The organism is Streptomyces sp. NPDC057854 (assembly GCF_042797055.1).
In the GTDB taxonomy this organism is placed as follows: domain Bacteria; phylum Actinomycetota; class Actinomycetes; order Streptomycetales; family Streptomycetaceae; genus Streptomyces.
In genome coordinates, this window is sequence record NZ_JBHVMF010000006.1 from 256,775 (window position 1) to 278,813 (window position 22,039).

General features: G+C 73.5%; 24 protein-coding genes. 13 read left to right on the top strand and 11 right to left on the bottom strand.

Going from position 1 to position 22,039, the window contains the following annotated elements; genetic code table 11:
- Positions 1-3 precede the first annotated feature (3 nt).
- Positions 4-1,401, bottom strand: coding sequence for a sensor histidine kinase (locus ACFVQZ_RS11880; RefSeq protein ID WP_383621322.1), 1,398 nt, complete (start codon positions 1,399-1,401; stop codon positions 4-6).
- Positions 1,402-1,419: 18 nt separating this feature from the next.
- The gene (locus tag ACFVQZ_RS11885) at positions 1,420-2,145 is read right to left on the bottom strand and encodes a response regulator transcription factor (RefSeq protein WP_030495061.1); all 726 of its coding nucleotides are present in this window, start codon (positions 2,143-2,145) and stop codon (positions 1,420-1,422) included.
- A 262-nt stretch (positions 2,146-2,407) separates the two neighbouring features.
- Between ACFVQZ_RS11885 and ACFVQZ_RS11890 the strand changes: the two genes are divergently transcribed.
- The 8 genes from ACFVQZ_RS11890 to ACFVQZ_RS11925 all read left to right on the top strand — a co-directional run bounded on the left by ACFVQZ_RS11890 (position 2,408) and on the right by ACFVQZ_RS11925 (position 9,234).
- Positions 2,408-3,193 carry an amino acid ABC transporter ATP-binding protein gene (locus ACFVQZ_RS11890; RefSeq protein ID WP_030495060.1) on the top strand — a complete coding sequence of 262 codons (786 nt, stop codon included), beginning with the start codon at positions 2,408-2,410 and terminating at the stop codon, positions 3,191-3,193.
- A 54-nt stretch (positions 3,194-3,247) separates the two neighbouring features.
- Positions 3,248-4,069: a glutamate ABC transporter substrate-binding protein gene (locus tag ACFVQZ_RS11895; RefSeq protein ID WP_030495059.1), complete on the top strand. Its 822-nt coding sequence runs from the start codon at positions 3,248-3,250 to the stop codon at positions 4,067-4,069.
- A 120-nt stretch (positions 4,070-4,189) separates the two neighbouring features.
- Positions 4,190-4,864 (top strand): amino acid ABC transporter permease, encoded by a 675-nt coding sequence (locus ACFVQZ_RS11900; protein ID WP_030495058.1) that lies wholly within the window; start codon positions 4,190-4,192, stop codon positions 4,862-4,864.
- The gene (locus tag ACFVQZ_RS11905) at positions 4,861-5,751 is read left to right on the top strand and encodes an amino acid ABC transporter permease (RefSeq protein ID WP_030495057.1); all 891 of its coding nucleotides are present in this window, start codon (positions 4,861-4,863) and stop codon (positions 5,749-5,751) included. The genes ACFVQZ_RS11900 and ACFVQZ_RS11905 overlap by 4 nt, the downstream gene beginning before the upstream one ends.
- A 327-nt stretch (positions 5,752-6,078) precedes the next feature.
- Entirely contained in the window at positions 6,079-7,872 is a 1,794-nt protein-coding gene (locus ACFVQZ_RS11910) for an FAD-dependent monooxygenase (protein ID WP_383621325.1), read from the top strand.
- A 32-nt stretch (positions 7,873-7,904) separates the two neighbouring features.
- Positions 7,905-7,991 (top strand): putative leader peptide, encoded by an 87-nt coding sequence (locus tag ACFVQZ_RS11915; RefSeq protein ID WP_383621371.1) that lies wholly within the window; start codon positions 7,905-7,907, stop codon positions 7,989-7,991.
- A gap of 269 nt (positions 7,992-8,260) precedes the next feature.
- The gene (locus ACFVQZ_RS11920; protein WP_383621327.1) at positions 8,261-8,824 is read left to right on the top strand and encodes a cysteine dioxygenase; all 564 of its coding nucleotides are present in this window, start codon (positions 8,261-8,263) and stop codon (positions 8,822-8,824) included.
- On the top strand, positions 8,821-9,234 hold the full coding sequence (locus ACFVQZ_RS11925) for a rhodanese-like domain-containing protein (protein ID WP_383621329.1): 414 nt from the start codon (positions 8,821-8,823) through the stop codon (positions 9,232-9,234). Before ACFVQZ_RS11920 ends, ACFVQZ_RS11925 begins: the two co-directional genes overlap by 4 nt.
- A 179-nt stretch (positions 9,235-9,413) precedes the next feature.
- Here ACFVQZ_RS11925 and recX read toward each other — a convergent pair whose 3' ends face one another.
- The 4 genes from recX to ACFVQZ_RS11945 all read right to left on the bottom strand — a co-directional run bounded on the left by recX (position 9,414) and on the right by ACFVQZ_RS11945 (position 12,912).
- On the bottom strand, positions 9,414-9,980 hold the full coding sequence (gene recX / locus ACFVQZ_RS11930; RefSeq protein WP_030495054.1) for a recombination regulator RecX: 567 nt from the start codon (positions 9,978-9,980) through the stop codon (positions 9,414-9,416).
- 4 nt (positions 9,981-9,984) lie between these two features.
- Positions 9,985-11,118: a recombinase RecA gene (gene recA, locus ACFVQZ_RS11935; protein ID WP_030495053.1), complete on the bottom strand. Its 1,134-nt coding sequence runs from the start codon at positions 11,116-11,118 to the stop codon at positions 9,985-9,987.
- Positions 11,119-11,348: 230 nt separating this feature from the next.
- Positions 11,349-11,945, bottom strand: a complete 597-nt coding sequence (locus ACFVQZ_RS11940; protein ID WP_051787876.1) for a hypothetical protein — start codon at positions 11,943-11,945, stop codon at positions 11,349-11,351.
- A 193-nt stretch (positions 11,946-12,138) separates the two neighbouring features.
- The gene (locus ACFVQZ_RS11945; protein ID WP_383621332.1) at positions 12,139-12,912 is read right to left on the bottom strand and encodes an SGNH/GDSL hydrolase family protein; all 774 of its coding nucleotides are present in this window, start codon (positions 12,910-12,912) and stop codon (positions 12,139-12,141) included.
- A 100-nt stretch (positions 12,913-13,012) separates the two neighbouring features.
- On the opposite strand from ACFVQZ_RS11945, the gene ACFVQZ_RS11950 reads away from it, so the two are divergent.
- From ACFVQZ_RS11950 to ACFVQZ_RS11965, 4 genes are all read left to right on the top strand, one after another.
- A complete protein-coding gene (locus tag ACFVQZ_RS11950; protein ID WP_383621334.1) occupies positions 13,013-14,218 on the top strand; it encodes a sensor histidine kinase in 1,206 nt (401 codons plus the stop codon).
- Positions 14,215-14,892 (top strand): response regulator, encoded by a 678-nt coding sequence (locus ACFVQZ_RS11955; RefSeq protein ID WP_383621335.1) that lies wholly within the window; start codon positions 14,215-14,217, stop codon positions 14,890-14,892. Before ACFVQZ_RS11950 ends, ACFVQZ_RS11955 begins: the two co-directional genes overlap by 4 nt.
- Before the next feature lie 174 nt (positions 14,893-15,066).
- Positions 15,067-16,353: a cytochrome ubiquinol oxidase subunit I gene (locus tag ACFVQZ_RS11960; protein WP_383621337.1), complete on the top strand. Its 1,287-nt coding sequence runs from the start codon at positions 15,067-15,069 to the stop codon at positions 16,351-16,353.
- A gap of 80 nt (positions 16,354-16,433) precedes the next feature.
- A complete protein-coding gene (locus ACFVQZ_RS11965) occupies positions 16,434-17,213 on the top strand; it encodes a cytochrome d ubiquinol oxidase subunit II (RefSeq protein ID WP_383621339.1) in 780 nt (259 codons plus the stop codon).
- Positions 17,214-17,244: 31 nt separating this feature from the next.
- Here the strand turns inward: ACFVQZ_RS11965 and ACFVQZ_RS11970 are convergent, their stop codons facing one another.
- The gene (locus ACFVQZ_RS11970) at positions 17,245-18,417 is read right to left on the bottom strand and encodes an AI-2E family transporter (RefSeq protein WP_383621373.1); all 1,173 of its coding nucleotides are present in this window, start codon (positions 18,415-18,417) and stop codon (positions 17,245-17,247) included.
- A 241-nt stretch (positions 18,418-18,658) separates the two neighbouring features.
- Positions 18,659-18,853: a DUF3046 domain-containing protein gene (locus ACFVQZ_RS11975; RefSeq protein ID WP_383621341.1), complete on the bottom strand. Its 195-nt coding sequence runs from the start codon at positions 18,851-18,853 to the stop codon at positions 18,659-18,661.
- 79 nt (positions 18,854-18,932) lie between these two features.
- On the opposite strand from ACFVQZ_RS11975, the gene ACFVQZ_RS11980 reads away from it, so the two are divergent.
- Entirely contained in the window at positions 18,933-19,883 is a 951-nt protein-coding gene (locus ACFVQZ_RS11980; protein ID WP_383621343.1) for a hypothetical protein, read from the top strand.
- A 54-nt stretch (positions 19,884-19,937) separates the two neighbouring features.
- Here ACFVQZ_RS11980 and ACFVQZ_RS11985 read toward each other — a convergent pair whose 3' ends face one another.
- Genes ACFVQZ_RS11985 through ACFVQZ_RS11995 form a run of 3 tightly spaced genes read right to left on the bottom strand, consistent with a single transcriptional unit; the run spans position 19,938 to position 21,911 of the window.
- Complete coding sequence (locus ACFVQZ_RS11985) at positions 19,938-20,264, bottom strand: AzlD domain-containing protein (protein ID WP_030495043.1); 327 nt, start codon at positions 20,262-20,264, stop codon at positions 19,938-19,940.
- Entirely contained in the window at positions 20,261-21,040 is a 780-nt protein-coding gene (locus ACFVQZ_RS11990) for an AzlC family ABC transporter permease (protein WP_383621345.1), read from the bottom strand. Before ACFVQZ_RS11990 ends, ACFVQZ_RS11985 begins: the two co-directional genes overlap by 4 nt.
- A gap of 10 nt (positions 21,041-21,050) precedes the next feature.
- A complete protein-coding gene (locus ACFVQZ_RS11995) occupies positions 21,051-21,911 on the bottom strand; it encodes an AraC family transcriptional regulator (RefSeq protein ID WP_036414894.1) in 861 nt (286 codons plus the stop codon).
- Between the last annotated feature and the right edge of the window lie 128 nt (positions 21,912-22,039).

Sequence of the window (22,039 nt, forward strand, 5' to 3'; positions counted from 1 at the left end):
ATCTCACGCGTCGGTGGGTTCGTACCGCGGCACGGTGACCGTCACCCGCAGTCCGTGCGGCTCGTTCGGGGCGAAGGCGATGGCGCCGCCGGTGGCGGTGAGCAGCACCCGGGCGATGGAGAGGCCGAGCCCGGAGCCCTTGACGTTCTGGTGCCGTCCGGAGCGCCAGAAGCGGTCCCCGACCCGGCTCAGCTCCTCCTCGGTGAGGCCGGGGCCGCTGTCGGCGACGACGACCTCGACGGTGTCGCGCCCGGGGAGGACCCGTACGGTGACCTGCTCGCCCTCCGGCGTGAACTTGAGCGCGTTGTCGACGACCGCGTCCAGCGCGCTGGACAGGGCCACCGGGTCCGCCCAGCCGGTGGCCGCCCCGCACTCCCCCACCAGGCGGACGCCCTTCTCGTCGGCGACCGGCCGCCAGGAGGCGATCCGCTCGGCGGTGAGGGCGCCGACGTCGGTGAGCCGCAGGTCGGCGGAGGCGTGCTCGGCGAGGGCCAGGTCGAGCAGGTCGTCGAGGACCCGCGCGAGCCGCTTGCCCTCGGTGCGCACGGAGGCGATCTCCTCGTTGCCCTCGGGGAGTTCGAGGGCGAGCAGTTCGATGCGGAGGAGGAGCGCGGCGAGCGGGTTGCGGAGCTGGTGGGAGGCGTCGGCGACGAACGCCCGCTGCTGTTCGAGGGCTTCCTCGACGTGGTCGGCCATCTCGTTGAAGGAGCGGGCGAGGCGGCGCAGTTCGGGCGGTCCGCCGGCCTCGGCGACCCGGGAGTTCATCCGTCCGGTGGCGATGTCGTGGGTGACGCCGTCGAGGACCCGTACCGGGCGCAGCACCCAGCCGGTGAGGCGGAAGGCGGCGCCGACGGCGAGCAGCATGGCGGCGGCCTCGCCGGCGAAGATCACCAGCCAGCCGCGCAGGATGCGGGCGCGGAGCTCTCCGGTGGGCGAGTCGGTGACGACGACGGCGATGACGTCGCCGTCGCGGACGACGGGCGAGGCGATGATGAGGCGGGCGTGCGGCTGCCAGGGCCAGACCTGCGGCGGGTCGTGGCTGCGGCGGCCGAGCAGGGCCTCGTTGAAGGCGCGGCGGCCCTCCCCGTCGTACGGGACGACCCAGTCCTCGGGGGCGGCGGCCATGGCGCGGTTGTCGCGGTAGAAGATGCCGGCCCGGATGCCGTAGACGTCGTGGTAGCTGGCGAGCTCGCCGCGCAGCGTGGTGCGGCGCTCGTCGTCGCCGGTGGCGGGGTCGCCGACGTACTGCCCGAGGGCGGCGAAGCGGGCGGCGTCGTCGAGGCGGTCGACGACGGCGCGCTGCTGCTGGGCGGCGGCGAGGCTGGCGGCGAGCGGGAACCCCAGGGCGAGCAGGACCCCGGCCATCAGCACGATGAGCAGGGGGAGGAGTCGGGTGCGCACGGGCGGGGCGGCCGGGGGTTACGCGGCCGGGGCGACCAGGCGGTAGCCGACGCCCCGCACGGTCTCGATCAGGGCGGGCATCCGCAGCTTGGCGCGGAGGGAGGCGACGTGCACCTCCAGGGTGCGGCCGGTCCCCTCCCAACTGGTCTGCCAGACCTCGGAGATGATCTGCTCGCGGCGGAAGACGACGCCGGGCCGCTGGGCGAGGAGGGCGAGCAGGTCGAACTCCTTGCGGGTGAGGGCGACGGGCCGGCCGTCGACGCTGACGCGCCGGGTGGGCAGTTCGACGGCGACGGCGCCGAGGTGCAGCACGGCGCCCTCGCCGGCGGAGCCCGTACCGGCGCCCTGGTCGTCGGCGGCGCCGGGTCCGGTGGTGCGCCGGGAGACGGCGTGGATGCGGGCGAGCAGTTCGCCGGTGTCGTAGGGCTTGACGACGTAGTCGTCGGCGCCGAGATTGAGGCCGTGGATGCGGGAGCGTACGTCGGCGCGCGCGGTCACCATGATCACCGGGGTGGCGGTGAGCTTCCGGATGCGGGCGCAGACCTGGTAGCCGTCCTGGTCGGGGAGGCCGAGGTCGAGCAGGATCACCCCGTACGAGGGGCGCTCGCCCTGCGCCGTGGGGAGGACGGCCTGGAGGGCCTCCTCGCCGTTGCGGGCGTGGGTGACGGCGAAGCCGTGCTTGGCGAGGATCGCGGAGAGGGCCGCGGCGACGTGGTCGTCGTCCTCGACGAGCAGCAGTCGCATGGTCTTCTCCTCTCGTTCGCCGGGGGTGCACCGGATCGGGGCATGAACGCCCATGAACGCCGATCGGCGTCCCCACAGTCAAGTGTCCCCCGGCGGAGGGTCCGCTTCCGTTATTCACCCGGTACGGCCCCACAGGTCACCTTCACCCAGGGTGTCCGTTTGTAGCCTTATCGTTATCCTCAATTTCCGCTCAGATGTGATGACGGTGTTCCGGGCGTGTCTCTAGTGTCCTCCCAACCGAGGAGGACGGAGCAAGAGGCCGATGAGCGGAGTGGCAGTGTCCAAGGACCACGAGGACTCCCCCCGGGCCCAGGAGGATCTGGTCGTCCTGTCCGGAGTGAACAAGCACTTCGGCGCGCTGCACGTGCTGCAGGACATCGACCTCACGATCGGCCGCGGTGAAGTCGTCGTCGTCATCGGGCCGTCGGGGTCCGGCAAGTCGACGCTGTGCCGCACGATCAACCGCCTGGAGACGATCGACGCCGGGACGATCACGATCGACGGGAAGCCGCTGCCCGCGGAGGGCAGGGAACTGGCCCGGCTGCGGTCGGACGTCGGCATGGTCTTCCAGTCCTTCAATCTCTTCGCGCACAAGACCGTGCTCGAGAACGTGATGCTGGGTCAGATCAAGGTCCGCGGCACGGAGAAGAAGGCGGCGGAGACCAAGGCCCGCGCCCTGCTGGAGCGGGTCGGCGTGGCCGCGCAGGCGGACAAGTACCCGGCGCAGCTCTCGGGTGGGCAGCAGCAGCGCGTGGCGATCGCCCGCGCGCTCGCCATGGACCCGAAGGTGATGCTCTTCGACGAGCCGACCTCGGCCCTGGACCCCGAGATGATCAACGAGGTCCTGGAGGTCATGCAGCAGCTGGCCCGGGAGGGCATGACGATGGTGGTCGTCACGCACGAGATGGGCTTCGCCCGCTCCGCGGCCGACCGGGTCGTCTTCATGGCCGACGGCAGGATCGTCGAACAGGCCACCCCCGAGGAGTTCTTCAGCAACCCGCGCAGCGACCGGGCGAAGGACTTCCTCTCCAAAATCCTGCACCACTGAGCGAGTCGGCGACCTAGTCTTCGCAACTCACGCCTACCCAAGGGACGTTCAACCATGAAGCTTCGCAACGCCTCCGCGGCCGCCGCGGCCGCCGTCGTCCTCGCCCTGACCGCCACCGCCTGCGGCTCCGGCTCGGACTCCGGCAGCAACGGTGACAAGATCACCATCGGCATCAAGTTCGACCAGCCGGGTCTCGGCCTGAAGACCCCGGACGGCTCGTACGCGGGCTTCGACGTCGACGTCGCCCGGTACGTCGCCAAGGAGCTCGGCTTCCCCGAGGACAAGATCACCTGGAAGCAGGCCCCGTCGGCCGAGCGCGAGAACCTCATCAAGAACGGCGACGTCAAGTTCGTCGTCGCCAGCTACTCGATCAACGAGAAGCGCCTGAAGGAGGTCGACTTCGCCGGCCCGTACTTCCTGACCCACCAGGACCTGCTGGTCCGCGCCGACGACACCTCGATCACCAAGGTCGAGGACCTCAACTCCAAGAAGCTCTGCTCGGTCACCGGCTCGACCTCCGCGCAGAACGTCAAGGAGAAGCTGGCCCCGAAGGCCGACCTCCAGCAGCTCGGCGGCTACTCCGAGTGCCTGACCGGCCTGGAGAACAAGCGCGTCGACGCCCTCACCACGGACGCCTCCATCCTCGCGGGCTACGCCTCGCAGAAGGAGCACCAGGGCAAGTTCAAGCTGGTCGGCCTGTCGATGAGCGACGAGAACTACGGCATCGGCATCAAGAAGGGCGACTCCGAGCTCAAGGGCAAGATCAACAAGGCCCTGGAGAAGATGGTGTCCGACGGCACCTGGGACAAGCTCGTGAAGCAGCACTTCGGCCCCTCGGGCTACAAGAACGAGCCGGCCCCGAAGATCGCGGGCTGACCGAGCGGGCCGCCGTGACGGCCGCCGCCCCACCGGCGAGCGGCCGTCACGGCCCCACCGGCCGCTGCCGACGCACCGGCCGTCCCACCGACCGACCACCAGGGGAGAGCGCGGGGCATCGTGTTCGACTTTCTTGATTCCGGGCAGTACGACCTGCTCGGCGCCTTCTGGGTGACGGCGCAGCTCGCCCTCTACTCGGCGATCGGCTCGCTGATCTGGGGCACGGCCCTGGTCGCCATGCGGGTCAGCCCGGTCCCGCTGATGCGCGGCTTCGGCACGGCGTACGTCAACCTCGTCCGCAACACACCGCTGACCGTCGTCATCGTGGCCTGCTCCTTCGTCCTCGACCAGACCCTCGCGGTGACGCTCGGCGGCGAGAACTTCAAGGAGATCGGCTTCCGCCTCGCGATCCTCGGCCTCACCGCGTACACCGGCACCTTCGTCTGCGAGGCGCTGCGCTCCGGCATCAACACGGTCCCGTCCGGCCAGGCCGAGGCGGCCCGCGCGCTGGGCATGAGCTTCACCCAGGTGCTGACGCTGGTGGTGCTCCCGCAGGCGTTCCGCGCGGCGATCACCCCGCTCGCCAACGTCCTCATCGCCCTCACCAAGAACACCACGGTGGCCGCGGCGATCGGCGCCGCCGAGGCGGCCCTGCTGATGCGGGAGATGATCGAGAACGAGGCCCAGGCACTCTTCACGGTCTTCGCCCTCTTCGCCTTCGGCTTCATCGTCCTGACCCTCCCCACCGGCCTCTTCCTGGGCTGGGCGGCCAAGCGACTGGCGGTGAAGCGATGAGCTCCGTCCTCTACGACGTCCCCGGCCCCCGGGCCAAGCGGCGCAACGTCCTCTACACCGTCGTCTTCCTCGCCGTCCTCGGCCTGGTGGCCTTCTGGGTGCTCTCGGCGCTGGCCGACAAGAAGCAGCTGGAAGCCGCCAAGTGGAGCCCGTTCGTCACCGACGCGCAGGTCTGGACGACGTACCTGCTGCCCGGTCTGACGGAGACCCTGAAGGCCGCCGCCCTCTCCATCGTGATCGCCCTGCCGCTGGGCGCGGCGCTGGGCATCGGCCGGCTCTCCGACCACCGCTGGGTGCGGGTCCCGGTCGGCGCGGTCGTGGAGTTCTTCCGGGCCATCCCGGTGCTGCTCCTGATGGTCTTCGCGAGCGCCCTCTACTCGCAGTACTCCTCCGTCAGCTCCGACTTCCGCCCCCTGTACGCGGTCGTCACCGGCCTGGTGCTCTACAACGCCTCCGTCATCGCCGAGGTCGTCCGCGCCGGCGTCCTCTCGCTCCCCCGGGGCCAGGGCGACGCGGCCGTCGCGCTCGGCATGCGCAAGGGCCAGACCATGCTGTACGTGCTGCTGCCGCAGGCCGTCACGGTCATGCTGCCGGCCCTGGTCAGCCAGCTCGTCGTCATCGTGAAGGACACCGCGCTCGGCGGCGCTCTGCTCGGCTTCAACGAACTGCTCAGCCAGAACCGGCAGATCACCGCCAATTACGGCGCCAACACCATCGCCACCTTCACCGTCATCGCCCTGATCTACATCGCGCTCAACGCCCTCCTCACCTACCTCGCCGCCCGCCTGGAGCAGCGGCTCCGCCAGGGCCGCAAGGCCGCCGCGGTGAAGGACACGGCCCCCGCCGCGAACGTCGAGATGGGCGGGGCGAGCACCAGCGGCGCCTGACCACCCGCCCGCACGACCACCACCCCGACCGGCCGGATTCCCCAAGGTTCGCGCCCGTCCACTTCCGGCCCCGTCGCCCACCCCCCGGACCGCCTGCATCCGGGACGGGCGACGGGGCCGGAGGTTCTGCCGGGACGGAAAGCGATACGCGGGACACCCGCCGCGCCCGGAAACGCGCCTGACCGCACATCAGCCGCACCACGCCCACCACGTCACTTGACGCAAAACACCCTGACTGGGTTGCATACGGTCTGTGATCAAGCACCGGGACCGTGACACACTCTGCTGTGCTGCCCCCATGACTTTCCGGCCTTTTGGAGCCGCGCCGTGGACCCGGTGATCATCGTGGGCGCGGGGCCGGTCGGCCTCGCGCTCTCCCTCGCGCTCGCCGCGCAGGGCGTGCCCAGCGTCGTCCTCGACGAGACCTCCGGCCAGGAGGAACCGCGCCCCGCGCGGACCGTCGTGCTGCGCGCCGACATGGCCGCCCTGGTCGAGCGCCTGGGCTGCGCCACCGTCCGTGACGAGGGGCTGCGCTGGGTCGGCTGGCGCGGGATGCAGCGCCGCCGGCAGCCCCGCGAGGTCGCCTTCGACCTGGGACTGGGCGGCACCGAGGAGTGGTCCGAGGACCCCGGCGCCCCCGCCCCTCCGGCCGCCCCCCTGCACATCCCCCAGCACGCCCTCGCCCGCGGCCTGCGCGACGCCATCGCCCGCGAACCGCTCGTCCGGCTCGTCACCGACGCCCGGCTGGACACCGTCGAGCAGGACCGCACCGGGGTCGTCGCCCACACCCGCGGCCCCAAGGGCACCTGGTGGCGGGGCAGCCACCTGGTCGGCTGCGACGGCGCCCGCTCCACCGTCCGCAAGCTGCTCGGCGTCCGCTTCCCCGGCCGCACCGCGGTCGAGCGGCACGCGGTCGCCGCCCTGCGCACCGAACTCCCCTGGCCCGGCGCCGCGGTGCTGCACCGTCAGCCCCCGTGGCGCGGGGTCGCCGACGAGATCAGCGCCCGCTCGCTGCCCGACGGCGTCTGGCGGCTCGACTGGCTGCTGCCGCCGCGCGGCGAACTCGTCACCCCGGACGCCCTCGTGGCCCGGATCCGCGAGACCCTGGCCGGCTGGTGCGACGGCACCACTCCCCCGTACGAGCTCCTGGACACCGGCGTGCACACCCTGCACCACCGGCTGGCCCGCCGCTGGCGCGTCGACCGGGTGCTGCTCGCCGGCGACGCGGCCCACCTGCTGGGCGCCATCGGCACCCAGGGCCTCGACGAGGGCCTGCGGGACGTCGACAACCTCGCCTGGAAGCTCGCCCTCGTCTGGCACCGCGCCGCCCCGGACGCCCTCCTGGACAGCTACCAGAGCGAGCGCAGGACCGCGATCGCCGCCCGCCTCCGCGCCGCCGACCAGGCCCTGCCCGCGCTGCGCGGCGGCGGCGGGGGGCTGCGCGCCTACCTGCCGGGCGTGATGCGCGGCCACGACGCCCTGCTGACCGACGGGCACCTGGGCCGGGGCCCGCTCGGCGCCTCCCCCGCGTACCCGCACTCGCCGCTCGCGGCGCCGCTCAGCGAGGGCATGATCCCGGTCGGCACCCCGCTCGGCGCCCCGGTCGAGGACGTCCGGGTGACGGCCCCCGACGACACGACGGTACGGCTCCGGGACCGGCTCGGGCAGTCCCGCTTCCTGGTCCTGCTCGTCGCCCCCGGCTCCGGGGTGTGGGAGCGCCGGCACTGGCGGACGGCAGGGCTGATGCCCCGGCTGGAGGAGGCCGCCGAGGCGCTGCCGGTGACGGCGGAGGTCCTGGTGACCGACGCGTACCCGGGCGCCCCCGCCCACGCCGTGCTGCTGATCCGCCCCGACGGCCACCTGGTCGCCGCCTTCGCCGGGGTCCGCCCGGAGGAGCTGCGCGCGGCGGCGGAAGCCGCCCGCGGCAACGCCCCGGCCGACGGCGACGAGGACGGCCGCCCGAAGGCCCTCCCGGCCGGACGCGCGGCGGCGGACGCCGACCGTCCCGCGAAGGCCGCCCTCCCAGCCGGCCCGGCGGAGGCCGACGGGCCCGCCGGCGCCGAGGTCCCGGAGCCGGCCGAGGCGGCCCTGGGACACGACCGGACCGCGGACGTCCATTGATTCACGGGGGCGGGCGTGGTGTACTCCGGAGCGTGACCGACACCGATGTACGCCTGTGGCGGAGGGTCCACATGGACCTGATCCGCTACGCGGGCTGCGTGTGTCGCCCGTCCCACTGAACTCGCCCCCTTCCCCCGCGCGCCCCGCTCACCGGCGGGTCCTGCCTGCACCGCCCTGCCTGCACCGGCCCGGTTGACCGGGAGTCTCCAGGCCGGGCCGGCCTACTGGGTCCCTCGGGCCTCTTGGGTCTCTTGGGCCCCCTGGGTCCATCCGGTCCTGGACGGCCGGCGGGTGCGGTGAGGGTCGGCCCCTCGTCCGGCGGTTCGTCCGGACCCCTCGCCGGTCCTGCAGTGTGGCGCGCACCCCAGCGATTCCAGGACGGTCACCCGTGCCCGCTTCTTCTGTCACTCCTACCCCCTCCCTCTCCGCTTCCCCCGTCACCACCCGTCCGGCCTCGGCGCCGCCGACGGCGGCCGAACTGCTCGACTTCGCCCGCCGCACCGCCGCCGACCAGGCCCTTGTCGACTCCCTGCCGCTCGACCCGGAGGGCCGTACCTGGGTCCGTCTGGACGGTCCCGGCGGCAGCGAGGCGTGGCTCATCGGCTGGCCGCCCGGCACCGGCACCGGCTGGCACGACCATGCCGAGTCCTTCGGCGCCTTCGCGACCGCCCGCGGCAGCCTGACCGAGCACTCCCTCGCCGTCCGCCTCCCGGCGGGCGGCTGGAAGACCCTGGAGCTGGCCGAGGGGCTCGACCGCTCGCGCCGGCTCGACGCCGGCGACGGCCGCGCCTTCGGCCGCGACCACCTGCACGAGGTGCTGAACACCTCCCCCGACACCCACGCCGTCTCGGTCCACGCCTACTACCCGCCGCTCCCGCTGATCCGGCGCTTCAGCCGGACGGGCGCGGTGCTCCGCCTGGAGCAGGTCGAGCGCCCGGAGGACTGGCAGTGAGCGGGGAACGGGTCGGCATCGACGAACTGCTGGAGCGGGTGCGGGCCGGCCTCGACCGGCTCGACGCCCGCACCGCGTACGAGGAGTACGCGGCGGGCGCGGCGCTCCTGGTCGACACCCGCTACGCGGCGCTGCGCGACCGGGATGGCCTGGTGCCGGGCGCGCTGGTCGTGGAGCGGAACGAGCTGGAGTGGCGGCTCGATCCGCTGGGCAGCCACCGGTCCCCCCGGGCGACCGGCCACGACCTGCGGGTGGTGGTCTTCTGCAACGAGGGCTACGCCTCGTCGCTGGCGGCGGAGTCCCTCCGCCGGCTGGGCCTGCACCGGGCGACGGACCTGATCGGCGGCTTCCAGGCATGGAGGGCGGCGGGCCTCCCGGTCCTCGTCCCCCCGACGAGACCGACCCCCTGAGGCACACCGAACCGCCGCATACCGCCCCGGCAGAGCCCCGCGAATGCGCACCGCCCGCCGGAGCCCCCCGAACCGGGGGCCCGACTCCGCGTCGGCCCGGCTCCGTGCCGGCCGACCCCGCGTCGGCCCGCTCGCGCCGGCCCACTCCCGTCGGCCCGCACGGCTCGGCCCGCCCCGGGTTAGTAGCCCTCGTCCAGGCCCTCGGTGGACTCGCCCTCGTCCTCCAGGGCCTGGCGGACCACCCGCAGGGCCATGCCCTCCGGGTATCCCTTGCGGGCGAGCATGCCGGCGAGCCGTCTGAGCCGGCGGTCGCGGTCGAGACCGCGGGTGGAACGGAGCTTCCGCGCCACCAGCTCCCGGGCGGTGGCCTCCTCCTGCTCGGAGTCCAGCTGTCCGACGGCCTCCTGCACGAGGCCGGGGTCGATGCCCTTGGTGCGCAGCTCGCGGGCGAGGGCCCGGCGGGCGAGGCCCCGCCCGTGGTGCCGGGACTCCACCCAGGCGTCCGCGAAGGCGGCGTCGTCGATGAGGCCGACGTCCTCGAACCGGGCGAGGACCTCCTCGGCGACGTCGTCGGGGATCTCCCGCTTGCGCAGTGCATCGGCCAGCTGCTTGCGCGTGCGGGGGTTTCCGGTGAGCAGGCGCAGGCAGATGGCCCGCGCCCGCTCCGCCGGATCCTGGGGTGACAGCTCCTTCTCGGCCCTCGACGAGTCGGGGCTGTCACCCGGCCATTCGGTGCGACCGGTCACCGGTTCAGCTCTTGGCCGCGGTGGCCTTGGTCGCCTTGACGGCCTTCGCGGCCGTGGCCGGGGCGGCCTTGGCGTCGTCCGCGCCGGCCGCGTCCGCCGCGGCCGCCGTGGCGGTGTCCGCGTCGGCCTTCGCGGCGTCGGGACGGACGCCGACGCCCAGCTTCTCCTTGATCTTCTTCTCGATCTCGTTGGCGAGGTCGGGGTTGTCCTTCAGGAAGTTGCGGGCGTTCTCCTTGCCCTGGCCGAGCTGGTCGCCCTCGTACGTGTACCAGGCGCCGGCCTTGCGGACGAAGCCGTGCTCCACGCCCATGTCGATCAGGCCGCCCTCGCGGCTGATGCCCTGGCCGTAGAGGATGTCGAACTCGGCCTGCTTGAACGGCGGCGCGACCTTGTTCTTGACGACCTTGACGCGGGTGCGGTTGCCGACCGCCTCCGTGCCGTCCTTGAGGGTCTCGATGCGGCGGATGTCGAGGCGCACCGAGGCGTAGAACTTCAGCGCGCGGCCACCGGTCGTGGTCTCCGGCGAGCCGAACATCACGCCGATCTTCTCGCGGAGCTGGTTGATGAAGATCGCGGTGGTCTTGGACTGGTTGAGGGCGCTGGTGATCTTCCGGAGGGCCTGGCTCATCAGGCGGGCCTGGAGACCCACGTGGGAGTCGCCCATCTCGCCCTCGATCTCCGCGCGCGGCACGAGCGCGGCGACGGAGTCGATGACGATGAGGTCGAGGGCGCCGGAGCGGACCAGCATGTCGACGATCTCGAGGGCCTGCTCGCCGTTGTCCGGCTGGGACAGGATGAGGTTGTCGATGTCGACGCCGAGCTTCTTGGCGTACTCGGGGTCGAGGGCGTGCTCGGCGTCCACGAAGGCGACCTGGCCGCCGGCCTTCTGCGCGTTGGCCACGGCGTGCAGGGTCAGGGTCGTCTTACCGGAGGACTCCGGGCCGTAGATCTCCACGACACGGCCACGCGGCAGACCGCCGACGCCGAGGGCGACGTCGAGGGCGGTCGATCCGGTGGAGATCACCTCGATCGGCTCCTGGGTGCGGTCGCCCATGCGCATCACGGCGCCCTTGCCGAATTGGCGTTCAATCTGTGCGAGCGCGGCGTCGAGCGCCTTCTCGCGGTCGGTTCCTGCCATGGGTTCCACCCGGTTTGCTTGAGTCGATCGCTTCATGTGAAAGACGCTAACCCCTGCCACTGACAATGGGGTCCCGCGTCTCTCCGACCTGTGGACAACTCGCCGAGATGCCCGCGATTCCAAGGGCCGGAACCTTCATAAGAATAGATGTTCGATTTTCGTGTCAAGCGCGCCACGCGCTGCCTGTGGACAACTCTCCGTCGCCGCGCCACCCCCCTCCCGCCCGGAGGCTAGTCGCCGTCCTCGTCCCACCCCGGGTCGAGCCCCAGCTCCCGCGCCCACCCCTCCTCCGCCTTCCGGTCGGCGCGGGTGAGCGTCTCGCCGATCATGCGGGTGGCGAAGTCGACGTCGCCGGCGATCCGGTTGATGTGCTCGGCCAGCAGCAGCGCGGTGGCCTCCAGGGCGGTCATCTCCTCCTTGGTCCAGTCCCCGTACTGACGGCGCCAGAGGCTGGGGCTGAGGCCGGTGCCCGCCGCGATCACCAGGCCGGCCATGGTCGGGATCGCCTCGGGCCTGACGCTCCGGGGCATCATGCGCAGCGTGGTCACGAGGCTGGGGACCACGTACTCGAGGACGTCCCGCTCGTGCTCCTCGTGGACCTGGCGCAGCCACCGCATGAACATGAAGACGAGCGTGCAGGCGCCGTCCAACAGGTCGTGGACGCCCCGCAGGTCCAGGGACGCGGTGTACTGGTCGAGCAGCCGCTGCTGTTCGGGGTCGGTCCCGGTCCTGCCGTCGTGGACGGCCTTGAGCCGGGAGTCGATCACCATCAGCGCCCCGTCCACGTCTCCGGCGGGGGCGTAACGGGGGTCGCAGGACGATGACACAGGCTTCCTCCTCGTAGGACCGCGTCGGCACGGTCAGTCCGTACGGTAGGAGGCTCATCGGACGGGTTTCCGGAGATCGCCGGAAACGACCTTCAGACGACTGAACCGGACCCGGTGCGTTGACCCGCGAAGGGCGCGCCGGGCGCGCTCCGGCGCGTTCGCCGCCCCACGCGCGCCGACGCCCGGGTCCCGCCTATCCCAGCCGGAGGAGGTCGGGCCGCTTGGCGACCCGGCCGTCGCCGGAGGACCGGCCGCGCACGCGGCGCGCGATCCAGGGGCCGAGGAAGGAGCCGGCCCAGACGAGTTCGCCGGCGGCGGCGCGCAGGCCGGTGGGGACCGGCCGGGGCGGCAGCGGCCGGGTCCAGCCGTCGTCGCTGCCCGGCAGGCCGAGCGCGTCGGCGACCGCCGCCGCGATCCGCGCGTGCCCCAGCGGCGAGGCGTGCAGCCGGTCCGCGCTCCACAGCCGGGGGTCGGTGACCACGTCGTGGTGCGCGGTCTCGGCGACGGTCACGCCGTACCGCCGGGCGGCCTCCCGGATCCGGGCGTTGAGGGCGTGGACGCGGGGCGCGAGGGGGCGGGCCAGCGGGGTGATCCGGCCGACATCGGGGAAGGTGAGGGTCGCGACCCGGGCGCCCTGGCCGGTCAGGGCCGCGAAGACGGCGTCCAGGTGACCGGCCGTCTCGTCGGCGTCGAAGCCGGGCCGGAGGAGGTCGTTCACCCCGGCGACGACGGTGGCGAGGTCGGGCCGGAGCGCGAGGGCCGCGGGGAGCCGCTCCGCGCGCACCGCGCCGGCCAGCCGGCCCCGTACGGCGAGGTTGGCGTACCGGAGGTCCGGCTCGGTGCGGGCGAGGTGCTCGGCGAGCCGGTCGGCCCAGCCGCGCAGCCCGGTGCGGTCGTCGCCGTCGCCGACGCCCTCGGTCTGGCTGTCGCCGAGCGCCACGTACCGCCGGTATCCGTGCGCGTCCATCGTCCGGCCGCCTTCCCCTACCACACGCTTCACCTATTCAACTTTTTTACTATAGGTCAACGAGCGGCCTCCAGTCCCCCTCCCGCCTATCCTTCGACCCATGCGCCTCCCGCCCCGGACCGCCGACGCCCTCGTCGCCGGCCTCGTCCTCCTGCTGGTGACGGTCTGGACGCTGGTCTCCGGGTGGCAGGCGCAGGAGTCCGGTCCGCGCGCCGTGCTCGGCTGGGCCCTCGTGGTCACCGGCTGCGGCGCCCTCGCCCTCCGGCGGACCTGGCCGGTCGCCGTCGCCGTCGTCACCCTCCTCTGCTGCGTCGCCTACTACCCGCTCTCCGCGCAGGACGGGCCGCTCATGATCGCCTTCGCCCTCGCGCTGTACACCACGGCGGCCGAGGGCCGCTTCGCCGCCGCCGTCGCGCTCGCCGCGGTCACCCTGCTCGCCGTCGGGATCGGCGAGGTCCGCCAGCGGCCCGGCCACCGCCAGATCGACGAGACCGCGCTCGCCATGCTCGCCGGCTGGCTGATCAGCCTGGTCGCGGTCGGCCGCGCCCAGCGCACCCGGACCGCGTACCTCCACGAGGTGGAGCAGCGGGCCCTCGCCGCCGAGCGCGAACAGGAGGCCCGCGCCCGCCAGAGCGCCACCGAGGAGCGGCTGCGGATCGCCCGCGAACTCCACGACGTCCTCGGCCACACCGTCTCCCTCATCAACGTGCAGTCCGGCGCCGCCCTGCACCGGCTCGCCAAGCGCCCCGACACCGAGGCCGCGCTCGCCACCGCCACCGAGGCCCTGACCGCCGTCCGCACCACCAGCAAGGACGCCCTGCGGGAGCTCCGCGCCACCCTCGGAGTGCTGCGCGGCGCCGACGAGGCCGCGCCCACCGCCCCGCCCGCCTCCGGCCTGGCGCTCCTCGGCGACCTGACGGCCCGCGCCCGCGCCGCGGGCCTCGACGTGCGCACCCGGGTCACCGGCACGCCCGTCCCGCTGCCGCCGCCCGTGGACCTCGCCGCGTACCGCATCGTGCAGGAGTCGCTCACCAACGTGACCCGCCACTCCGCCGCCTCGACCGTCACCGTCACCCTGGACTGGGAGGCGGAGCGCGGCACGGTACGGATCCGGATCGCGGACGACGGCGGGCCGCCCGGCGCGCCGGTCACGGTCCCCGCCGGCGGCGGCACCGGCCTCCGGGGCATGACCGAACGGGCCCGCGCCCTCGGCGGCACGCTCACCGCCGGACCGGACGGCGGCGGATTCCTCGTCGACGCCCGCCTACCCACGACCCTCACCCCGCAGGAAGGGAAGCAGCGATGATCCGCGTCGTGCTCGCCGACGACCAGACCCTCGTCCGGGCCGGCTTCCGGTCCATCCTCGCCGACGAGGACGACATCGAGGTCGTCGGCGAGGCCGGTGACGGCGAGCAGGCCGTGGCGCTCGCCGCCGGACTCGGCCCGGACGTCGTCCTCATGGACATCCGTATGCCCGTCCTCGACGGCCTGGAGGCCACAAGGCGCATCACCGCCGACCCCGGGCTCGACGCGGTGAAGGTCGTCATCCTCACCACTTTCGACGAGGACGAGCACGTGTACGGGGCGCTGCGCGCCGGCGCCTCGGGGTTCCTGGTGAAGGACACCGAGCCGATGGAACTGCTGCACGCGGTGCGGGTGGTGGCGCGGGGCGACGCCCTGATCGCCCCGGCGGTGACCCGCCGGCTCATCGCCGAGTTCGCCGTCCGCGCCGACCCGGCCGGCCGCCGCCCCGACCCGGCGCCGCGCCTGGAGGCCCTCACCGACCGCGAGCGCGAGGTCCTGGGCCTGGTGGGGGCCGGCCTGTCGAACGACGAGATCGCCGGCCGGCTCGTCCTCTCCCCCGCCACCGCCAAGACGCACGTCAGCCGGATCATGACCAAGCTGGAGGTCCGCGACCGCGCCCAGCTCGTCGTCCTAGCGTACGAGTCGGGGATGATCACCCCCGGCTGGCTGGCCTGACGCCGCCGCCGGGCCCGCCGCCTCAGGGCCTCCCCTAAGGGCCCGGGCCGGCCCCGATCAACTTTCGTGGTACGCCACGCCGGTGCGGCGCCCACCGAAGGAGTACAGAACCGGCGGTCGATTGTCACCCCAGGTCAGATGTGGTGGCCGGGTCCCTCCGAGCATCCTGGCGGAGTGCATCAGGACGTACTCGATCTCGCTCGGCTCCAGTTCGGCCTCACCGCCGCGGGCCACTTCCTCTTCGTCGCTCTCACCCTGGGCCTCGGGACGATCGTGGCCGTCCTCCAGACCCGCGCCACCGTCACCCGGCGCCCGGAGGACGGCCGCCAGGTCCGCTTCTGGGGCCAGCTGTACGTGATCAACTACGCGGTCGGCATCGTCACCGGCCTCGTCATGGAGTTCCAGTTCGGCATGGCCTGGAGCGGCCTCACCCACGAGGCGGGCAACATACTCGGCGCGTCCCTGGCCGTGGAGACGCTCGTCGCGTTCTTCGTCGAGTCCACCTTCCTCGGCCTGTGGATCTTCGGCTGGCACCGGCTCGGCCGCTGGGCCCACCTGGCGACGATCTGGGTCGTGGTCCTGACCGCGTACCTCTCCGCGTACTGGATCCTCGTCTCCAACGGCTTCCTCAACCATCCGGTGGGGTACGGCTCGGAGGACGGCGAGCTCGTCCTCACCGACCCCGGCGCCGTCCTCACCAACCCGGCCGCGCTCCTCCCGCTCGCCCACATCCTGGCCGGAGCGCTGCTCACCGCCGGCTTCTTCATGGCCGGGGTGAGCGCCTACCACCTCTTCCGGCGCACGGCGGAGACGGACTTCTTCCGGCGGAGCCTGCGGACGGGCGTGTTCGTCGCGGCGCCGGCGCTGATGGCGGCGGCGGTCAGCGGCGGCCTCCAGTTCGCGTCCCTCGCCTCCTTCCAGCCGATGAAGGCGGCCGTCTTCCGGGGGCAGGCGGCCGAGATCGCCCGGGTGCAGGCCGAGTTGACGACCCTGTTCGGCCCCGGCGACTACATACCCTCCGAGGGCCTCACCCGGGGCGGCGGGCTGGTGATGCTCATCAGCTTCGGCCTGATGATGTACCTCTGCCTCGCCGGGGTGGTCCTCGCCGCGTTCCGCAAGGCCGTCCTGCGGTTCCGGCTCTGGCACCTGGTCCTCATGGCCTCCGTGCCGCTGCCGTACCTCGCCATGACCGGCGGCTGGGTCTTCCGTGAGGCGGGCCGCCAGCCGTGGGTGGTGTACGGCCTGCTGCGGACCGAGGACGCCGTCTCGGACCTCTCCCCCGGCACGATGCGGCTCTCCCTGGCCGTGTTCGCCACGCTGTTCCTGCTGCTCGCCGTCCTGAACTTCTGGTTGCTGGCCCGGCACGCCCGCCGCGGCCCGGTCGAGACGGCCCTCGGCCGGGACGAGCGCGTCCCCGACGACTCGCCGCCCGCCACCGCCGCACCCCTGCCCCGCTACTGACCGGCCCTTTCCGTCTCCGGCCCGTCCCGCTTGCGCCGCACCCCTATTCCGACCCGTTCCGTTCCGGCCCGAGGAGAACCGTGGAAACCCTCGCCGTCGCCCTGCTCGCCCTCTTCACCAGCGGCTGGTTCGTGCTCGCCGGCACGGACATCGGCAGCGGCATGCTGCTGCCCTGGCTCGGCCGCGGAGACGCCGAACGCAGACTCGTCCTCGCCTCCTTCGCCCCCTTCTTCCTGGGGAACGAGGTGTGGCTGGTCGCCACCGCCGGAGTCCTCGTCGGCTGCTTCCCCGCGCTGGAGGGCGAGCTGATGAGCGGTCAGGCGCCGGTGCTGGTGGCGCTGCTGGCCGGATGGATCGTGCGGGACGCGGGCCTGTGGTCGCGGGGCCGGGGCCCGGGGCGCGGCTGGCGTGCGGCGTGCGACGCCGCCGTGACGGCCGGCAGCTGGACGCTCGCGCTGTCCTGGGGCCTGCTGCTGGCGGCCCTCCTCACCGGCAGACCGTACGAGCCCGCCAGCGGGCCCGTCGCCGTCGTGGCCGCGGCCGCGGTCGCCGCCCTGTTCGCGGCGCACGGTCTCGGCTTCGCCTCGCTGCGGCTCACCGGCGCCCCGTACCAGCGGGCCCGGCGGCTGGTCGGCCGGGCCGGGCGGCCCTGGCATCCGCTCGCGCTCACGGCGGTCCTGCTGGGCGGGCTGCCGCTCTGGGCCGGCAGTGCCCTGCCGCTGGCCGAGCGGGCGGCGGCGCCGGGGACGCTGGCCCTGCTGGTCCCCGCGCTCGCCGTCGTCACCCCACTGCTCGCCGCCGTCCAGGGATGGGTCTGGTACGCGTTCCGGGGCCGCGTCACCGGCCCCTCGTACCTCTGAACCCCGCGGCGGCGGGGAGGGTGCGCCGCTGTCACCCGTTCCCGGCGCCTCCCTGGTTCTCGTGGTTCTCCGCGTCCTCGTGGTCCTCGTGGTTCTCCTTCTTGGAGTGGAGGGCCTTCTGGAGCCGGGCCACGACCGCCTCGCCGTACCTGCGGTAGCCGTGCACCCGGGGGTCGTCCGTGACGTCGTACCGCTTCACGTACGCCCCGAGGAACGCCTGGAGGGTGGCCACGGCCGGGATGGCGATCAGCGCGCCGACCGCGCCGAGCAGCGCGGTGCCCGCGATCACGGAGCCGAAGGCCACCGCCGGGTGGATGTCGACCGTCTTGGAGGTGAGCTTCGGCTGGAGCACGTAGTTCTCGAACTGCTGGTAGACGACGACGAAGCCGAGCACCCACAGCGCGTACCAGGGGTTCACGGTGAAGGCGATCAGCATCGGCAGCGCGCCGGCCAGATAGGTGCCGATGGTGGGGATGAACTGGGAGACCAGACCGACCCAGACCGCGAGCGCGGGGGCGTAGGGGACGTCCAGGATCTCGAAGAGCACGAAGTGCGCGACGCCGGAGATGAGGGCCATCAGACCGCGCGAGTAGAGGTAGCCGCCGGTCTTGTCGACGGCGATCTCCCAGGCGCGCAGCACCTCGGCCTGGCGGGCGGGCGGCAGGACGGAGCAGAGCGCGCGGCGCAGGCGCGGCCCGTCGGCGGCGAAGTAGAAGGCGAAGAGGAAGATCGTCAGCAGCCGGAAGAGCCCGCCGAGGACGGTCGCGGAGACGTCGAGGACACCGGTGGCGCTGTTCTGCACGTACTTCTGCAGCCAGTCCGACTTGAGCACGCTGTCCTGGACCTCGACCCGGGAGAGGTCGGTGTGGAAGGTCTGGTTGAGCCAGTTGATCAGCGAGTCGAGGTACTGGGGGAAGTTCTCGACCATGTCGACGATCTGCCCGGCGAGCATCGAGCCGAGCAGGACGACGAAGCCGATGCCGGTGGCCAGGACGCCGAAGAAGACGAGGAAGGTGGCGAGTCCCCGGCGCATTCCGCGCGCCGCCATGCGGCCGACGGCCGGTTCGATGGCGAGCGCCAGGAAGAAGGCGAGGAGGATGTTGACGAGCAGGCCGACGAGTTGGTGGAAGGCCCAGTCGCCGAGGAGGAAGCAGGCGTACAGGGCGAGCGCGAGGACCATCGCGCGCGGCAGCCAGCGGGGCATGTGGGCCCCGGACGCCGCGGGGGTGGCGACGGCTTCGGCGGGTGGCCGCCCGCCGGAGCCGGGGCCGGCGGCGGCGTCGCCCGGGACCGGGCTCGCCTCGGGCGCCGTGCTCCGGGCGGCGGGCGCCGCGGGTGTCTGCGGGCTGGTCTTCTCGGTGTCGTCAGTCGGGGCCACCCCGCCAGTCTCGCGCACCCGTCGGACGTTCCGCCCCGGTCCCGGCGGATCGCCGCCGCCCCGTGGCTCAGCGCTTCTCGGCGGGCACGTCCATGGCGGCGCAGACCGCCCGCCACACGTCCTTCGCCTCCCAGCCGGCGTCCAGCGCCTCGTGGACGGTCCGGCCGCCCAGTTCGGACAGCACGTGGTCGCGCGCGAAGGAGTCCGCGTACGCGGAGCCGAAGTGGTCGGCCATCCGCTCCCAGAAAATCGTCAACCGCATGACTCCAGTATCCCGCTCCCAAGAGTGCAGCCCGTCCGCCGGGGCTTGCCAGCGGGCCGTTCCGCCCTACGGTCGGAGCATGGCCGAAAAACCCCTCTCCTCCCCGATCTCCCCTCCGGCGGCTCCCGGGTCGCCACTCGCCCGCGCCGAGCGGTTCGTCTGGCTGACGGCCCGGGTGCTGGAACAGCGCCGTTTCGCCTACCACTTCCTGCGCGGCGGCGCGGATCCGGTGGAGGCGGCCCTGACCGCGTACCTCGACGAGGACGGCGGTTACGGCCACGGGCTCGAACCGGATCTGCGGGGCCCGGTGAGCCAGCCGCTGCACACCGCCCACGCGCTGCGGGTCCTCGACTCGATCGGGCGCTGCGGCGGGCTGCGGGTGGAGCGGATCTGCCGCTATCTGACGGCGGTGTCCACGCACGAGGGGGCGCTGCCGGCGATCCACCCCTCGCAGCGCGGCTATCCGTCGGCGCCGTTCGTGCCGGTCGTGGACGACCCGCCCGGGGAGCTGCTCTCCACGGGCCCGGTGGTGGGGACCCTCCACCGCAACCAGGTCTGGCACGCCTGGCTGTTCCGGGCGACCGAGTTCTGCTGGGCGGCGGTGGAGTCGCTGGAGAAGTCGCATCCGTACGAGGTGCAGGCCGCGGTGGCCTTCCTCGACTCGGCGCCGGACCGGCCGCGGGCCGAGGCGGCGGCCGACCGGCTCGGGCGGCTGGTGCGCGAGCAGCGGCTCGCGGTCCTGGACCCGGACCGGCCGGAGGACTTCCCGGTGGCGGACGGGTACGCGCCGGGCGAGCACCACTATCCGCACGACTACGCGCGCGTGCCGGACTCGCTGGCCCGGGGCTGGTTCACCGACGAGGAGCTGTCCCGCTCGCTGGACTTCCTCGCGGCGGAGCAGGCCGAGGACGGGGGCTGGCCGATCCGGTGGCGGGCCTGGGCGCCGGGCTCTGCCCTGGAGTCGCGGCCGATCGTCACGATCGAGGCCCTGCGCACGCTGCGCGCGTACGGACGCCCGCTGGACGCCTGACCGGGCCACGCGCGCGCGTGGGGCCCGGCCCGGCCGTCCGGCGAGGGGGGCGGTTCAGCCGCCCAGGGCCCGTACGCCCGCGGTCACGGCGACGGCGGCGCCGACCACGACCAGGAACGGCGCGCGCAGCACCAGCGCGAGCGCGGCGGCGCCGACGCCGGCGGCCCGGGCGTCCAGCACGAGGTCGGTGCCGGTGCCGAAGGTCTGCTGGGCGGTGAGCGCCGCCAGCAGGGCGACGGGAAGCAGTGCGGCGAGCCGCTGGACGAGGGGCCGCTCCAGGGTCTGGGCGGGCACGAGCAGGCCGGTGAGCTTGACCAGGTAGCAGCCGGCGACGGTGAGGCCGATCGCGATCCAGACCTGGGTGCCGTTCAGGGCGTTCATCGGGTGGTCTCCTCGTCCGGTGCGGTGGTCTTGCGGGCCCGGCGGCCCTGGAACCAGAGGACGGTGGGGGCGGCGAGCGCCGCGACGAGCACGGGGACGCCGGCCGGCAGCACGGGCAGCAGGCCGAGGCCGAGGACGACGGCGACCCCGGCGGTGGCCCGCTCGGTCGCGGAGGTCAGCATCGGGGCGAGCAGGGCGAGGAAGACGGCCGGCCCGGCGGCGTCGAGTCCCCAGGCGGCGGTGTCGCCGATGGCCTCGGCGCCGAGTGCCCCGAGCAGGGTGGTGAGGTTCCACAGGACGTAGAGGGTGAGCCCGGTGACGGTGAACCCGATCCGGGCGGACCTGCGGTCCGGCTGCGCGAGGGCGACGGCGGTGGTCTCGTCGATGACCCACTGCGCGGCGAACGGCTTCGCGAGCCTCGGCAGGGCGAGGAGCTGGGAGAGACGCAGTCCGTAGAAGGCGTTGCGGGTGCCGAGGAAGAAGGCCCCGGCGGCGGCCGTGAACGGGTTCCCGCCGCCGGCGAGGGCGCCGACGAGGGCGAACTGCGAGGCGCCGGTGAAGACGAGGAGGCTGAGCGCGCAGGTCTGGAGGAGGGTGAGTCCGGCGCCCGCCGAGGTCACGCCGAAGGCGAAGCCGGAGAGCCCGACGGCGACGCCGACGCCGAGGGCGTCCCTGACCACGGCCGCGTCGGGCTTCCCGGCGGCGGGCCCGGCCTTACCGGCGGGCGGGTTGTCACGTATGTCCCGCGTGGCGGGGTGTGCTGTCTGTTCTGCCACGCCGCCGACGTTACGGAGCGGCCGGCGGCGCGTCTTGTACGTTCTTGCGCCGCAGCCCGCGGGCGCGCTGGTAGGCGCCGGGCGGGACGCCGACGCTCCGCGTGAAGTGCCGGTTCAGGTGCGGCTGGTCCGTGAAGCCGACGGCGACGGCGGCCTCGGCGGGCGACGTGCCGGCGTCCAGCAGCCGCCGGGCCCGGCGGACCCGCGCGTCGGTGAGCCAGGTGTGCGGCGGCATGCCGTACGCGGCGCGGAAGGCCCGCAGCAGGGCGAACGGGCTGGTGCCGAGGTCCGCGGCGAGCCGTTCCAGGGTCGGCGGCTCGGCCATCCGCTCCTCCAGGACGGCACGGGCCCGCGCCGCGTCCCTGGCCCCCGCGCTCCGCGGCGCCAGCGGGCGGAGCCGGCCGCCGTGGCTGCGCAGCATCCGCGCCGTGACCAGGCGCAGCAGGCTGTCGGCGGCCAGCGCGTTGCCCTCCTCGGCGGCCCGGTGGACGCCGACGACGAGCTGGGCGGCGTACGGGTCGTCGACGACGGGCTGGGTGAAGCCGACCGGGCCGCGGACGGTGAGCACGTCGGCGGCGATGGACCGGACGAGTTCCGCGTCCGGGTAGATCGTGCGGTAGGTCCAGCCCTCCGGGACGCCCGCGTGACCGGTGTGCGGGGTGTCCGGGTTCACCAGGGCTATCTGCCCCGGTCCGGCGTGCACGAGGTCGTCCTTGTAGTGGAACGCCTCGACACCCTCGGTGATCGCGGCGTAGACGAAGGTCTCGTGGGTGTGCCGGGAGAAGGCCTTCTCGATGTAGCGGGCGTGCAGCAGGTCGACTCCCGGCAGCTCGGCGTACTGCCAGTACCGTGCCCGTTCGCCCCTCGTCATGCCTCCATTCTGCGTCCGCCCAGGTCCGGGCCGCGAGAGCGGGTCCACTCGTGGGGGTGAGGGTGAGCACCGGCCGGGCCGGGTTGTCCACAGGTCGCGGCGGTTGTCGGTGGCGGGGTGCACGATGG

Coding starts and splice junctions, on each gene's coding strand:
- ACFVQZ_RS11885 (WP_030495061.1), bottom strand. CDS start 2,145: ATGCGACTGCTGCTCGTCGAGGACGACGACCACGTCGCCGCGGCCCTC.
- ACFVQZ_RS11890 (WP_030495060.1), top strand. CDS start 2,408: ATGAGCGGAGTGGCAGTGTCCAAGGACCACGAGGACTCCCCCCGGGCC.
- ACFVQZ_RS11895 (WP_030495059.1), top strand. CDS start 3,248: ATGAAGCTTCGCAACGCCTCCGCGGCCGCCGCGGCCGCCGTCGTCCTC.
- ACFVQZ_RS11905 (WP_030495057.1), top strand. CDS start 4,861: ATGAGCTCCGTCCTCTACGACGTCCCCGGCCCCCGGGCCAAGCGGCGC.
- recA (WP_030495053.1), bottom strand. CDS start 11,118: ATGGCAGGAACCGACCGCGAGAAGGCGCTCGACGCCGCGCTCGCACAG.
- ACFVQZ_RS11945 (WP_383621332.1), bottom strand. CDS start 12,912: ATGGACGCGCACGGATACCGGCGGTACGTGGCGCTCGGCGACAGCCAG.
- ACFVQZ_RS11950 (WP_383621334.1), top strand. CDS start 13,013: ATGCGCCTCCCGCCCCGGACCGCCGACGCCCTCGTCGCCGGCCTCGTC.
- ACFVQZ_RS11955 (WP_383621335.1), top strand. CDS start 14,215: ATGATCCGCGTCGTGCTCGCCGACGACCAGACCCTCGTCCGGGCCGGC.
- ACFVQZ_RS11970 (WP_383621373.1), bottom strand. CDS start 18,417: ATGCCCCGCTGGCTGCCGCGCGCGATGGTCCTCGCGCTCGCCCTGTAC.
- ACFVQZ_RS11975 (WP_383621341.1), bottom strand. CDS start 18,853: ATGCGGTTGACGATTTTCTGGGAGCGGATGGCCGACCACTTCGGCTCC.
- ACFVQZ_RS11980 (WP_383621343.1), top strand. CDS start 18,933: ATGGCCGAAAAACCCCTCTCCTCCCCGATCTCCCCTCCGGCGGCTCCC.
- ACFVQZ_RS11985 (WP_030495043.1), bottom strand. CDS start 20,264: ATGAACGCCCTGAACGGCACCCAGGTCTGGATCGCGATCGGCCTCACC.
- ACFVQZ_RS11995 (WP_036414894.1), bottom strand. CDS start 21,911: ATGACGAGGGGCGAACGGGCACGGTACTGGCAGTACGCCGAGCTGCCG.